Raw genomic sequence first — 12,557 nt, forward strand, 5'->3', positions numbered from 1 at the left:
TCCCTAAGGGGCTGAGTAAAGATGGGTAAAACCACTTTGCGTCTGCCGCGCCGTTTCCTATTCTTTGCGCTAATTACATCTGTCATAAGAGAGTGACTCATGGATCGTATAATTACTTCTTCACGCGACCGCACATCGCTACTCAGCACCCATAAGGTGCTGCGCAATACCTATTTCATGCTCAGCCTGACGCTGGCGTTTTCGGCGATCACCGCGACGGCCAGCACCGTACTGATGCTGCCTTCTCCGGGCCTGATCCTGACGCTGGTGGGTATGTATGGTCTGATGTTCCTGACCTATAAAACCGCGGATAAACCGGTGGGTATTCTCTCCGCTTTCGCCTTCACCGGCTTCCTGGGCTACATCCTGGGGCCAATCCTGAACGCCTATCTGTCTGCCGGAATGGGCGACGTGATTGGTATGGCGCTGGGCGGTACCGCGCTGGTGTTCTTCTGCTGCTCGGCCTACGTGCTGACCACCCGTAAGGACATGTCCTTCCTCGGCGGTATGCTGATGGCGGGTATCGTGATTGTGCTGGTCGGTATGCTGGCGAACATCTTCCTGCAATTGCCTGCTCTGCATCTGGCAATCAGCGCGGTGTTTATCCTGATTTCATCCGGCGCAATCCTGTATGAAACCAGCAACATCATTCACGGCGGTGAGACGAACTATATCCGCGCCACCGTGAGCCTGTATGTGTCGCTGTACAATATTTTTGTCAGCCTGCTGAGTATCCTGGGCTTCGCCAGCCGCGATTAACTCACCGTGCTGTGAACAAAGCCCCGCTTATGCGGGGCTTTGTTTTTTTGGTAGACTGAGGCGGTTTTTGACAAACGCGTGAATGAATATGTTGAGTTTTGAAGGCAAAGAGATCGAAACCGATAACGACGGTTATCTGAAAGAGAGCAGCCAGTGGAGCGAAGCGCTGGCGGAGAAAATTGCGGAAAACGAAGGAATTACCCTCTCCCCGGAACACTGGGAAGTGGTGCGCTTTGTGCGCGAATTCTACCTCGAATTCAACACCTCTCCGGCTATCCGCATGCTGGTCAAAGCCATGGCGAATAAATTTGGCGAAGAGAAAGGCAACAGCCGTTATCTGTATCGCCTGTTTCCGAAAGGCCCGGCTAAACAGGCGACAAAAATTGCCGGCCTGCCAAAGCCGGTAAAATGCATTTAATAGCGAATACTGAAGTCAGCGTATTCCCGGCCGGGTTGATGCGGTTCCGTTAGCACCTTATCAACCCGCGCGCTGCGCGGTCCGCCCGCTTTCAGCCACGCCACCAGCTTCTCTACCCGATCCGCCTCACCGCAGGCCACAACCTCCACGCTGCCATCATCCATGTTACGCGCATACCCCGTCAGTCCGAGCTGAAGGGCTTCGCGCTGGGTGCTGTAGCGGAATCCGACGCCCTGTACAAGGCCATGGACCCAGGCAATGGTGCATACATTTGACATCATCCTTCTCCTTATCCGACTGGCGCGTTGCATTTCCTCGCTGAAGTCGGGAAAATGGCGGCCATTTCATTGGAATCGACAGAATAGCAAATTATGAGTGTACGTTTAGTGTTAACCAAAGGGCGCGAGAAGTCATTACTGCGCCGCCATCCCTGGGTCTTTTCCGGCGCGGTTGCCCGCATAGAAGGTAAAGCCAGCCTCGGTGAAACCATCGATATTGTTGACCATCAGGGGAAATGGTTAGCACGCGGCGCATACTCGCCTGCATCTCAGATCCGCGCGCGCGTCTGGACGTTCGATAAAGAAGAAGCCATCGATATCGACTTCTTTGTCCGTCGTCTGCAACAGGCGCAGCAGTGGCGCGAGTGGCTGGCAAAGCGTGACGGGCTGGACAGCTATCGTCTGATTGCCGGTGAATCCGACGGGCTGCCGGGCGTGACCATTGACCGCTTCGGCAATTTCCTGGTGTTGCAGCTGCTGAGCGCCGGGGCGGAATACCAGCGTGCTGCGCTAATTAGCGCCCTGCAAACCCTGTTCCCGGAATGTGCCATTTACGACCGCAGCGACGTGGCGGTACGTAAAAAAGAGGGCATGGAGCTGACCCAGGGCCCGGTCACCGGCGAACTGCCGCCTGCCCTGCTGCCTATCGAGGAGCACGGCATGAAGTTGCTGGTGGATATCCAGGGCGGCCATAAGACCGGTTATTACCTCGACCAGCGTGACAGCCGTCTGGCAACGCGCCAGTACGTTGCCGATAAGCGCGTGCTGAACTGCTTCTCCTATACCGGCGGCTTTGCGGTCTCTGCCCTGATGGGCGGCTGTGCCCAGGTTGTGAGCGTCGACACCTCACAGGAAGCGCTGGATGTGGCGAAACAGAACGTTGAGCTGAACAAGCTGGATCTGAGCAAAGCGGAGTTTGTGCGCGACGACGTGTTCAAACTGCTGCGTAAATACCGCGACCAGGGCGAGAAATTTGACGTTATCGTGATGGACCCGCCGAAGTTTGTAGAAAATAAAAGCCAGCTGATGGGCGCCTGCCGTGGCTATAAAGACATCAACATGCTGGCGATCCAGCTGCTGAACCCGGGCGGCGTTCTGCTGACGTTCTCCTGCTCTGGCCTGATGACGACAGATTTATTCCAAAAAATCATCGCCGATGCCGCAATAGATGCGGGTCGTGATGTACAATTTATAGAGCAGTTCCGTCAGGCCGCCGATCATCCGGTGATCGCTACCTACCCGGAAGGGCTGTATCTGAAAGGGTTTTCCTGTCGCGTCATGTAACTTGAAAAGAGAAATATTGCCCGCACATAGTGTGTATGTAATGTTTCCCGGGAGGTGACTATGATTGCCAGCAAATTCGGTATCGGCCAGCAGGTCCGCCACACCTTGCTTGGATATTTGGGTGTGGTCGTGGATATCGACCCGGAGTATTCCCTTGATGAACCGTCAGCAGACGATCTGGCCGTTGACGCAGAGCTTCGCGCCGCGCCCTGGTATCATGTGGTTATGGAGGGCGACGATGGTCAGCCTGTCCATACCTATCTTGCCGAAGCGCAGCTGAGTGGTGAACTACAGGATGAGCATCCGGAACAACCCACTATGGACGAGCTTGCTCAGACCATCCGCAAACAGTTACAGGCGCCAAGACTGCGTAACTAAAGGTGTAAAAAAGCCCGTAAAACGGGCTTTTTTTATTTTGCCAGCCCCAGACGGGGAATATCGATTGCCGGACAGCGATCCATCACCACTTTCAGCCCGGCATCGCGTGCCAGCACGGCCGCCTGCTCATTAATCACGCCCAACTGCATCCACAGCGTTTTCGCGCCAATGGCGATCGCCTCCTGCGCCACGCCCCAGGCCGCCTCTGAATTACGGAAAACGTCCACCATATCCACCTTTTCCGGCACGTCCGCGAGCGTCGCATAGCCCTGCTGACCCAGCAGCGTTTTCCCCGCCACCTTAGGCGAGACCGGGATCACGTGATATCCCTGGTCCAGAAGGTATTTCATGACCCGGTAGCTTGGGCGATCCGGTTTATCGCTCGCGCCGACCAGCGCGATAGTGCGCGTGGACGTCAGAATCTCGACAATGTCGTTCTCTTTCATGCTGTTCCTCCTGGTTTTTTTCAAAGTGTACGTCAAAGCAGACATCTCAACCACGCATCCCATACAGAAGTATGAGGGCAAAACGGCAGAATATGTCTATATGTTAGTAAACGTGTTTATCGAAAAATTTTGATACATTCTTACCGGGTGGTTTGTCTACAGGAGTCTGCTATGAAAACCGGCATTGCCTGGGCTGTGGTTGCGTTAATCATGCCGGTTTGTGTTTTCGCAACCACCCTCAGACTCTCAACCGACATTGACCTGCTGGTGCTGGACGGGAAAAAAGTCTCCAGCTCCCTGCTGCGGGGCGCAGACAGCATCGAGCTGGATAATGGCCCGCATCAGGTGGTTTTTCGGGTTGAAAAGACGATTCGCCTCGCCGACAACGAACAGCAGGTGTACATTTCGCCTCCGCTGGTGGTCAGCTTTAATACCCAACGCATCAGCCAGGTCAATTTTCGTCTCCCGCACCTTGAAACAGAAAAAGAGTCACTGGCATTTGATGCCTCACCGCGCATTGAGCTGGTGGACGGGGATTCTATGCCCATCCCGGTAAAGCTGGATATCCTGGCGCTGACAAAAAGGCCAAAAGGAACAGATTACGAAGCGGACACGGAGATCTATAACAGAGCCAGCAGGCGCGCCTCCCTGCCCCAGTTCGCCACTATGATGGCGGATGACAGTACCCTGCTTTCGGGCGTATCGGAGCTGGATGTACTCCCTCCTCAGTCGCAGACCCTTACTGAGCAACGCCTCAAATTCTGGTTCCAGAATGCCGATCCGGACACGCGCGCCCGTTTTCTGCAATGGGCGAAACGACAACCTTCGTCGTAAGCCACATTTTTTCGTCCTTTCTCTTGCAGCATCAGTCAGTTCCCGTCATCGTGTAGCGAGGTAACCTCACGGATAAGATTATGGAACTGACAACACGCACACTTCCGGCGCGCAAGCACATTGCTCTGGTTGCGCACGATCACTGTAAACAAATGCTGCTTAACTGGGTTCGTCGCCATCAGCCTCTTTTACAGCATCATGCCCTTTCTGCTACGGGAACAACCGGCAACCTGATCCACCGCGAAACCGGTCTGGAAGTGAATGCCATGCTGAGCGGCCCGATGGGGGGTGACCAGCAGGTAGGCGCTCAGATTTCGGAAGGTAAAATTGACGTTCTGATTTTCTTCTGGGATCCGCTGAACGCGGTTCCGCATGATCCGGACGTTAAAGCGCTGCTGCGTCTGGCGACGGTGTGGAACATTCCGGTAGCCACCAATCTTTCAACGGCAGATTTCATCATTGAATCGCCGCAGTTTAACGATCCGGTGGAGATTTTGATCCCGGATTATCAGCGTTATCTTGCGGAGAGACTGAAGTAGTTTTTTGCCCGGTGGCGCTGCGCTTACCGGGCCTACAGAATTTGCCCGGCGCGTTACGGCTTTCTCGCCACCGGCACGTCAATACTTTTCAAAATATCGACAAACACCGACGGCTCCTCTTTGTTGAACAAGAGCCACACGCGATGGCGCGCGCGGGTTATCGCCACGTACAGTAAACGCCGCTCCTCTGCATCCGGGAAATCTTCCGGAACAGGTAATAACGCCTCTTCCATCACGGATTCCCGCGCCGGCGCCGGGAAACCGTCGCTCCCCTCTTTTAGCCCCACCACAATCACGTAGTCGGCCTGCTGCCCTTTACTGGCATGAATGGTCATGAAATCGAGCTGTAGTTTTGGCCAGCGCGTCGCCGCTTTTTCCAGCGCCGTCGGCTTGAGGTGGTGGTAACGCGCCAGCACCAGAATTCGTTCATCCGGTTTCGCATAGCCGCTCAGTTTATCCAGCAGCGGTTCCAGCTGATCGTCCGCCAGCAGCGTGACGGCCTTTTTATCACCCGACGTCAGGCTGTTAAGCGGTTTCGACAACTGGTGCGGGTTCTGCTGAATAAAACGGTTGGCTATTTCGCCAATCCGCGCGTTGAAGCGGTAGGTGGTGTCCAGATCGCTGCGATCGCCTTCCCCAAAATAGTGGTGGAAGGCTGTCGTGAGGGATAGTTGCGCCCCGCTGAAACGGTAGATAGCCTGCCAGTCATCGCCCACGGCAAACAGCGACGTGTGTTTATTCTGCGCCCGCAGCGCCGAAAGCAGCGCAGCGCGCTGCGGCGAGATGTCCTGAAACTCATCCACCAGAATGTGTTTCCACGGGCTGACGAAGCGCCCTTTCTCCAGAATGATAATGGCCTGATGGATCAGCCCCGAAAAATCGACCGCGTTTTCGTCTTTCAGCGCGGTTTTCCACGCTTTCAGCATCGGCGCCATCAGCTTAACCCGCTTAGAAAACACGGCGCGGATCGCTTCCGGTGCGCTTTCTATCATCTCCGTCTGAGAGCCGCCGTGCATGCGCATCAGGCTTACCCACCGGTCGAGACGAGAGCCCAGCCGGCGCGCCAGCTTTTCATCCTGCCAGAAGCTGCCCTCCGGCACCTCCCAGTTGAGTTCCTCTTCAAGCCACTGACGCCAGCCTTTCGCCTGCGCCTTTTTTTCACTGCACTGCTGACGCCATGCCTTGATAAACAGCGTCTGGCGAGCCTGAGCGTCGTTCTCCAGCTTGCTGACAACAGGGACTTTTTTGCTGCCCTGTTGAATGATGTGTAAAGCGAGGGAGTGGAACGTGCGCGCCGAGATATCCTGGGTATGCAAACGCGCCTGAATGCGCTCATCCATCTCCTGCGCCGCCTTGCGACCAAAGGCCAGCAGCAAAATCTGGTCGGCAACCGCCTCGCCCGTTGTCAGAAGCCAGCCCGCGCGTGCCACCAGCACCGACGTTTTGCCGCTCCCGGCGCCTGCCAGCACTAAAAGAGACTGCTCGCCATTCACCACGGCGCGCGCCTGGGCAGGATTGAGGGGCGATGATTCCACCGTACTGAAAAAATCGGCATATTGCGTAAGCATCGCCTCAGTCCAGGCCTGGTTATGCGCCAGACGGCTTTTCTCGATATCGTTCAGCCAGGCCTGACACTTCCGCCACGCGTCGCGGCAGTTATCAAATTCCTCAAGCCGCGCCACCGGTAAAGGCAATGCCGTCAGCGCCTGGGCAATTTTTTGCTGAAGCCCGGCGGTTTGCTGGCGCGTCAGCCACTTCTGCTGCGTATTGCTTAGCGCGATATCGTCCAGCACCTGTTGCAGCACCTGTGCGGCTATCACGCTCATCTCCTGGCCCCACTGTTGCCAGCGCGTGTTCAGATGGTAGTGGAAGCGTTGGGTTTCCGCCCACTCGGTCCCGTGAAGCCGCACCACTTTGTCTGCCGGCAAGACGAACTCCAGCTCCCCCCATACCAGCCCTCGTTTACAATGAATGGCCAGTAGCTGATTAAACGGAATAAGGTATTCGTGGCGTTCCCCGGAGACTTTCACTCCCGCATTGAGAAGGACAACCTTGTCGTAAGGGTGCTGCGCCAGGCGTTTGCCCATTGAAGTTGCTTTCAGTTCCATATCCTGCCGGATCCACGAGGTCATAATTTGTCAGACAGTTTAACTGCCAGTTTTAAGGTGCTCCAGCCCAAAAAAACGTTACAATCACCGGGCGTTAATCATATCGAAGGAAATGAGGGTTTATGCGTACCGTTCTGAATGTGTTGAATTTTGTCCTTGGCGGTTTTGCCACCACCCTTTCCTGGCTTTTTGCCACCCTGGTGAGCATCGTGCTTATCTTCACCCTTCCGCTGACGCGCTCCTGCTGGGAAATCACCAAACTGTCCCTCGTTCCTTATGGAAATGAAGCCGTGCACGTGGATGAACTGGAGCCGGAAAGAAAAAATGCCCTGATGAATACCGGCGGCACGCTGCTGAATATTTTATGGCTAATCTTCTTTGGCTGGTGGCTGTGTCTGATGCATATCTTCGCCGGTATCGCCCAGTGCATTACGATTATTGGCATTCCGGTTGGCCTCGCTAATTTCAAAATTGCCACCATCGCCCTGTGGCCGGTAGGACGCCGAGTTGTTCCGGTCGAAGTGGCGCAAGCCGCGCGTGAAGCCAATGCCCGTCGTCGTTTTCAGTAATAAGGACTGGCCGCTCTCATGCTAAGCCCCCTGCTTCGTCGCTATACATGGAACAGTAACTGGCTGTATAACGTCAGGATATTTATCGCCCTCTGCGGCACCGTCGCTCTGCCGTGGTGGCTGAATGATGTGAAGCTCACCATCCCCCTCACGCTTGGGGTGGTGGCCGGCGCGCTGGCGGATCTCGACGACCGCCTGGCCGGTCGTTTGCGTAATCTGGTCATCACGCTGGTCTGCTTCTTTATTGCTTCCGCCTCCGTTGAGCTGCTTTTCCCGTGGCCCTGGCTGTTTGCCTTAGGGCTGACGGTGTCCACCAGCGGCTTCATTTTGCTCGGCGGCCTCGGGCAACGCTACGCCACTATCGCGTTTGGCGCCCTGCTGATTGCCATTTACACCATGCTGGGCGTCTCTCTTTACGATCAGTGGTATCAGCAACCGGTCCTGCTGCTATTGGGCGCTATCTGGTATAACCTGCTGACCTTAACCGGGCATCTTATTTTTCCGGTTCGTGCCTTACAGGACAACATTGCCCGCAGTTACGAACAGCTGGCCCACTATCTGGAGCTGAAATCCCGGCTGTTTGATCCGGATATCGAAGAGGACAGCCAGGCGCCCCTGTACGATCTGGCGCTGGCAAATGGCCAACTGGTCGCCACGCTGAATCAGACCAAAGCGTCTCTGCTCACCCGTCTGCGCGGCGATCGCGGTCAGCGCGGTACCCGGCGCACCCTGCACTACTACTTTGTTGCCCAGGATATTCACGAGCGCGCCAGCTCCTCGCATGTGCAATACGCTGACCTGCGCGAGAAATTCCGCTACAGCGACGTGATGTTCCGTTTCCAGCGTCTGCTGTCGATGCAGTCTCAAGCCTGCCAGCAACTTGCGCGCTCAATACTGCTGCGCACGCCCTATCAGCACGATCCTCGCTTTGAACGCGCATTCAGCCACCTGGATGCGGCGCTCGATCGCGTTCAGGCCAGTGGAACTTCGCCGGAACAGTTCAAAGCCCTGGGATTCCTGCTCAACAACCTGAGAGCCATCGATGCTCAGCTCGCCACCATTGAGTCTGAACAGGCGATGGCGATGCCGGGCAATGACGCTGACAACCAGCTTGCCGACGACAGTCTCAACGGTTTCAGCGATATATGGCTGCGCCTGAGCCGGCATTTTACGCCGGAATCCGCCCTCTTTCGCCATGCGGTAAGGATGTCGTTGGTACTGTGCGTTGGCTACGCGTTTATCCAGATAACAGGATTGCACCACGGCTACTGGATCCTGCTGACCAGCCTGTTCGTCTGCCAGCCGAACTATAACGCTACCCGCCATCGACTCGCGCTGCGTATTGTCGGGACGTTAGTCGGGGTCGCCATCGGGCTGCCGGTGCTCTATTTTGTGCCTTCAGTAGAAGGGCAACTGATCCTAATTGTGATTACCGGGGTACTGTTCTTCGCCTTCCGCAATGTGCAGTATGCCCACGCCACGATGTTCATCACGCTGCTGGTTCTGCTCTGCTTCAATCTGCTGGGTGAAGGCTTTGAAGTGGCCCTCCCCCGTGTGATCTACACGCTTATCGGCTGCGCCATCGCCTGGGCGGCGGTGAGCTTTATCTGGCCGGACTGGCGTTTCCGAAATTTACCGCGCGTGTCCGACAGAGCAATGAACGCCAACTGCCGCTATCTGGACGCTATTCTTGAGCAGTACCATCAAGGTCGCGATAACCGTCTGGCCTATCGGATTGCCCGTCGCGATGCGCATAACACTGACGCAGAGCTGGCTTCCGTTGTCTCGAATATGTCAACTGAGCCGCGCGCCACGGCAGAAATCCGGGAGACAGCCTTCCGCCTGCTGTGTCTGAACCACACGTTCACCAGCTATATCTCTACCCTTGGCGCCCACCGAGAGAAACTGACGAATCCGGGCATCCTGGCACTGCTGGACGATGCCGTTTGCTACGTTGATGATGCGCTTCATCATCAACCTGCGGATGAGCCACGGGTTCACCAGGCACTGGATGAACTGGTGCAACGTATCGCACACCTTGATCCAGGCACCGACAACAAAGCTCCGCTGGTCCTTCAGCAAATTGGCCTGCTTATCGCTTTGCTGCCGGAAATTTGTCGGCTGCGACAGCAGATCGCTACCTGGCGGAATGATGGCCCTGCGACTCAGGCAGCGCATTAAACCACTCCGTAAGCTCCCGGCGAATATCCGCCGGGAGTGCCGCTTCATGTAACCCTTCAATCGCGCCTTCAAGCGCGAACAATACCCGGATACTCAGCGCTTTATTCTTAGAGCGCATTTTCAGCCAGCTCGTCTTCGCCCCCAACTGTCGTAGCGTCTCTTCATTAGTAATGCCCGCCTCCATAAGCAGGACCTCAATCTGAAAGGTCAGGTTCGGCAGATCTTTAAGCCGGTTACGCTGATGGCGCTGGTAGCGCTCTTTCCTGGCGGCATCGAGCGCAAACGAGGAGAGCTGAAGCAGTTTTTCCCTGTTTTGCCACAGACCTTCATCCACACGGTAGTAATTAAGCAGCACAGGACGTCCTCGTTTCATCAGGGTCAGAAAAGAAGAGGCGTTTTTTACACAGTATTTTGCACTTTGCTCACAGGCGCGAAGGTAAAGCTCACCGTCAGACACCATCGCGAACACCGCTTCATCCACGGCCAGGGTATAACCGCCAAACAGGGCGCGATGATGAATTTCGCCCAGCGGAGAGAGGTATTCTTGAGATTGATAAATCCGATCATAAGATATCTTTTTCATGATACTTCCATTAAAAATCATACAGTAACAACGATATTTCTTACTAACGGATCCGTTAGCAGGAAAATAGGCAACTTATTGCCGTTGGGCAAGATGATTTTTTCAGGTTCACCAGGAATGGATGAAATTTGCGAGTCGCTTTCCGAAAATGAGGTTGATCTTTATGCATACAGGGGTTACTGTATATCCATACAGTAACTACAGGGCTGGAATGAATATGTACACTTCAGGCTATGCAAATCACTTAACACCTTCTACTTCTGCCGCAGGCAATGCTGCGCAGAATTCTATCGGGCGTGAATCGACAGGGCTTATCAGTGAAGTGGTTTACCGTGAAGACCAGCCGCTATTGACACAACTCTTACTCCTGCCGCTTTTGCAGCAGCTCGGGCAACAGTCTCGCTGGCAGCTCTGGCTGACGCCACAGCAAAAATTAAGTCGCGAATGGGTTCAGTCGGCTGGGCTGCCGTTAGCGAAGGTGATGCAGATTAATCAACTCTCCCCTTGCGATACGGTCGAGTCGATGGTCCGGGCATTACGTACCGGGAACTATAGCGTCGTGATTGGGTGGTTGCCTGAGGATCTGTCGCAAGAGGAACATTTGCGTCTGACTGAAGCGGCTGAAGAAGGTAACGCGATGGGTTTCATCATGCGGCCAGTTCGTGGAGATTCCTATCGCAGAGGACAACGTCCCGGGCTAAAAATTCACTCAAATGTGTACCATTGAGTCATTTTAAGAGTTTTCCTGGATTTTTTTTCGACCGCAGTATGCAAAAAAAGTTCAACGCGCCAAAACTGCGGCAAGGCTTGTCTGACGCGGTTCTCGTTAATTTTACTGCACAAAATTCGTTCAAAAATTGTTAAATATTAGGTATACGGAACTTTTTTTTTCATATGCCTGACGGACTTCACACTTGTAAGTTTTCAGCTACGTTGTAGACTTTACATCGCCAGGGGTGCTCGGCCTAAGCCGAAGATATCGGTAGGTTTATATTTGACCACGCCCCCCGGTGAAGGATTTAACCGTGATTCCTCCGATGGAGATATTCATGGCAAATTTTGGATGATAACGAGGCGCAAAAAATGAAAAAGACAGCTATCGCGATTGCAGTGGCACTGGCTGGCTTCGCTACCGTAGCGCAGGCCGCTCCGAAAGATAATACCTGGTATGCAGGTGGTAAACTGGGCTGGTCTCAGTTCCATGACACCGGTTGGTACAACAGCAGCCTGAACAACGATGGCCCTACTCACGAGAGCCAGCTGGGTGCAGGTGCGTTCGGTGGCTATCAGGTTAACCCGTATGTTGGCTTTGAAATGGGTTACGACTGGTTAGGTCGTATGCCTTACAAAGGCGACAACGTAAATGGCGCTTTCAAAGCTCAAGGCGTACAGCTGACCGCTAAACTGGGTTACCCAGTAACTGACGATCTGGACGTGTACACCCGTCTGGGCGGCATGGTATGGCGTGCAGACTCCAGCAACAGCATCGCTGGTGACGACCACGACACTGGTGTTTCCCCAGTATTCGCTGGTGGCGTTGAGTGGGCAATGACCCGTGACATCGCTACCCGTCTGGAATACCAGTGGGTTAACAACATCGGTGACGGTGCTACCGTTGGTGTTCGTCCAGACAACGGCATGCTGAGCGTTGGTGTTTCTTACCGTTTCGGTCAGCAGGAAGATGCGCCAGTCGTAGCTCCAGCTCCGGCTCCAGCGCCAGAAGTACAGACCAAGCACTTCACTCTGAAGTCTGACGTTCTGTTCAACTTCAACAAAGCTACCCTGAAACCAGAAGGTCAGCAGGCACTGGATCAGCTGTACACCCAGCTGAGCAACCTGGATCCTAAAGACGGTTCTGTAGTGGTTCTGGGCTTCACCGACCGTATCGGTTCTGACGCTTACAACCAGGGTCTGTCTGAGAAACGTGCTCAGTCTGTAGTTGATTACCTGGTATCTAAAGGTATCCCAGCTAACAAGATCTCCCCACGTGGTATGGGCGAATCTAACCCAGTTACCGGTTCTACCTGTGACAACGTGAAACCACGCGCTGCACTGATCGACTGCCTGGCACCAGATCGTCGCGTAGAGATCGAAGTTAAAGGTATCAAAGACGTTGTAACTCAGCCTGCGGCATAAGTTATCGTCTTATAAAAAAACCCCGCCATGCGGGGTTTTTTATT

The 12,557-nt window shown here is 54.6% G+C and carries 14 protein-coding genes; 10 read left to right on the forward strand and 4 right to left on the reverse strand.

Going from position 1 to position 12,557, the window contains the following annotated elements:
* Positions 1 to 99: 99 nt before the first annotated feature.
* Both yccA and tusE read left to right on the forward strand, forming a co-directional pair.
* A complete protein-coding gene (yccA, locus tag IPZ49_RS10940; RefSeq protein ID WP_003858127.1) occupies positions 100 to 759 on the forward strand; it encodes an FtsH protease modulator YccA in 660 nt (219 codons plus the stop codon).
* An 88-nt stretch (positions 760 to 847) separates the two neighbouring features.
* Positions 848 to 1,177, forward strand: coding sequence for a sulfurtransferase TusE (tusE, locus tag IPZ49_RS10945; protein ID WP_003858129.1), 330 nt, complete (start codon positions 848 to 850; stop codon positions 1,175 to 1,177).
* Here the strand turns inward: tusE and yccX are convergent.
* Complete coding sequence (yccX, locus tag IPZ49_RS10950; protein ID WP_003858131.1) at positions 1,174 to 1,455, reverse strand: acylphosphatase; 282 nt, start codon at positions 1,453 to 1,455, stop codon at positions 1,174 to 1,176. The genes tusE and yccX overlap by 4 nt on opposite strands.
* 93 nt (positions 1,456 to 1,548) lie before the next feature.
* Between yccX and rlmI the strand changes: the two genes are divergently transcribed.
* Both rlmI and hspQ read left to right on the forward strand, forming a co-directional pair.
* On the forward strand, positions 1,549 to 2,739 hold the full coding sequence (gene rlmI, locus IPZ49_RS10955) for a 23S rRNA (cytosine(1962)-C(5))-methyltransferase RlmI (RefSeq protein WP_063146144.1): 1,191 nt from the start codon (positions 1,549 to 1,551) through the stop codon (positions 2,737 to 2,739).
* Between the two features lie 60 nt (positions 2,740 to 2,799).
* Positions 2,800 to 3,117, forward strand: coding sequence for a heat shock protein HspQ (gene hspQ, locus IPZ49_RS10960; protein WP_003858136.1), 318 nt, complete (start codon positions 2,800 to 2,802; stop codon positions 3,115 to 3,117).
* A gap of 32 nt (positions 3,118 to 3,149) precedes the next feature.
* On the opposite strand, the gene IPZ49_RS10965 is transcribed toward hspQ, so the two are convergent.
* Complete coding sequence (locus IPZ49_RS10965; protein WP_006809337.1) at positions 3,150 to 3,563, reverse strand: CoA-binding protein; 414 nt, start codon at positions 3,561 to 3,563, stop codon at positions 3,150 to 3,152.
* 171 nt (positions 3,564 to 3,734) lie between these two features.
* On the opposite strand from IPZ49_RS10965, the gene IPZ49_RS10970 reads away from it, so the two are divergent.
* On the forward strand, positions 3,735 to 4,397 hold the full coding sequence (locus IPZ49_RS10970) for a DUF2057 family protein (RefSeq protein WP_023305822.1): 663 nt from the start codon (positions 3,735 to 3,737) through the stop codon (positions 4,395 to 4,397).
* Positions 4,398 to 4,477: 80 nt separating this feature from the next.
* Positions 4,478 to 4,936 carry a methylglyoxal synthase gene (mgsA, locus tag IPZ49_RS10975; protein ID WP_003858146.1) on the forward strand — a complete coding sequence of 153 codons (459 nt, stop codon included), beginning with the start codon at positions 4,478 to 4,480 and terminating at the stop codon, positions 4,934 to 4,936.
* A 53-nt stretch (positions 4,937 to 4,989) separates the two neighbouring features.
* Here mgsA and helD read toward each other — a convergent pair whose 3' ends face one another.
* Positions 4,990 to 7,044 carry a DNA helicase IV gene (helD, locus tag IPZ49_RS10980; protein WP_063146145.1) on the reverse strand — a complete coding sequence of 685 codons (2,055 nt, stop codon included), beginning with the start codon at positions 7,042 to 7,044 and terminating at the stop codon, positions 4,990 to 4,992.
* 122 nt (positions 7,045 to 7,166) lie between these two features.
* On the opposite strand from helD, the gene IPZ49_RS10985 reads away from it, so the two are divergent.
* Both IPZ49_RS10985 and yccS read left to right on the forward strand, forming a co-directional pair.
* Positions 7,167 to 7,613 (forward strand): YccF domain-containing protein, encoded by a 447-nt coding sequence (locus tag IPZ49_RS10985; protein WP_022647660.1) that lies wholly within the window; start codon positions 7,167 to 7,169, stop codon positions 7,611 to 7,613.
* A gap of 18 nt (positions 7,614 to 7,631) precedes the next feature.
* A complete protein-coding gene (gene yccS / locus IPZ49_RS10990) occupies positions 7,632 to 9,794 on the forward strand; it encodes a YccS family putative transporter (RefSeq protein WP_193762841.1) in 2,163 nt (720 codons plus the stop codon).
* On the opposite strand, the gene IPZ49_RS10995 is transcribed toward yccS, so the two are convergent.
* Positions 9,751 to 10,377 (reverse strand): TfoX/Sxy family DNA transformation protein, encoded by a 627-nt coding sequence (locus IPZ49_RS10995; protein WP_023299743.1) that lies wholly within the window; start codon positions 10,375 to 10,377, stop codon positions 9,751 to 9,753. The two genes, yccS and IPZ49_RS10995, sit on opposite strands and share 44 nt — an antisense overlap.
* A 217-nt stretch (positions 10,378 to 10,594) precedes the next feature.
* Here IPZ49_RS10995 and sulA point away from each other — a divergent pair, with 217 nt between their 5' ends.
* Both sulA and ompA read left to right on the forward strand, forming a co-directional pair.
* Positions 10,595 to 11,104, forward strand: coding sequence for an SOS-induced cell division inhibitor SulA (gene sulA, locus IPZ49_RS11000; protein WP_063146213.1), 510 nt, complete (start codon positions 10,595 to 10,597; stop codon positions 11,102 to 11,104).
* 356 nt (positions 11,105 to 11,460) lie between these two features.
* On the forward strand, positions 11,461 to 12,513 hold the full coding sequence (gene ompA, locus IPZ49_RS11005; protein WP_017694761.1) for a porin OmpA: 1,053 nt from the start codon (positions 11,461 to 11,463) through the stop codon (positions 12,511 to 12,513).
* The last annotated feature ends 44 nt before the right edge of the window (positions 12,514 to 12,557 follow it).

Origin of the sequence: Enterobacter cloacae complex sp. S2 (assembly GCF_015159675.1) — a bacterium.
GTDB lineage: Bacteria > Pseudomonadota > Gammaproteobacteria > Enterobacterales > Enterobacteriaceae > Enterobacter > Enterobacter intestinihominis.

Coding starts and splice junctions, on each gene's coding strand:
- yccA (WP_003858127.1), top strand. CDS start 100: ATGGATCGTATAATTACTTCTTCACGCGACCGCACATCGCTACTCAGC.
- tusE (WP_003858129.1), top strand. CDS start 848: ATGTTGAGTTTTGAAGGCAAAGAGATCGAAACCGATAACGACGGTTAT.
- yccX (WP_003858131.1), bottom strand. CDS start 1,455: ATGTCAAATGTATGCACCATTGCCTGGGTCCATGGCCTTGTACAGGGC.
- rlmI (WP_063146144.1), top strand. CDS start 1,549: ATGAGTGTACGTTTAGTGTTAACCAAAGGGCGCGAGAAGTCATTACTG.
- hspQ (WP_003858136.1), top strand. CDS start 2,800: ATGATTGCCAGCAAATTCGGTATCGGCCAGCAGGTCCGCCACACCTTG.
- IPZ49_RS10965 (WP_006809337.1), bottom strand. CDS start 3,563: ATGAAAGAGAACGACATTGTCGAGATTCTGACGTCCACGCGCACTATC.
- IPZ49_RS10970 (WP_023305822.1), top strand. CDS start 3,735: ATGAAAACCGGCATTGCCTGGGCTGTGGTTGCGTTAATCATGCCGGTT.
- mgsA (WP_003858146.1), top strand. CDS start 4,478: ATGGAACTGACAACACGCACACTTCCGGCGCGCAAGCACATTGCTCTG.
- helD (WP_063146145.1), bottom strand. CDS start 7,044: ATGGAACTGAAAGCAACTTCAATGGGCAAACGCCTGGCGCAGCACCCT.
- IPZ49_RS10985 (WP_022647660.1), top strand. CDS start 7,167: ATGCGTACCGTTCTGAATGTGTTGAATTTTGTCCTTGGCGGTTTTGCC.
- yccS (WP_193762841.1), top strand. CDS start 7,632: ATGCTAAGCCCCCTGCTTCGTCGCTATACATGGAACAGTAACTGGCTG.
- IPZ49_RS10995 (WP_023299743.1), bottom strand. CDS start 10,377: ATGAAAAAGATATCTTATGATCGGATTTATCAATCTCAAGAATACCTC.
- sulA (WP_063146213.1), top strand. CDS start 10,595: ATGTACACTTCAGGCTATGCAAATCACTTAACACCTTCTACTTCTGCC.
- ompA (WP_017694761.1), top strand. CDS start 11,461: ATGAAAAAGACAGCTATCGCGATTGCAGTGGCACTGGCTGGCTTCGCT.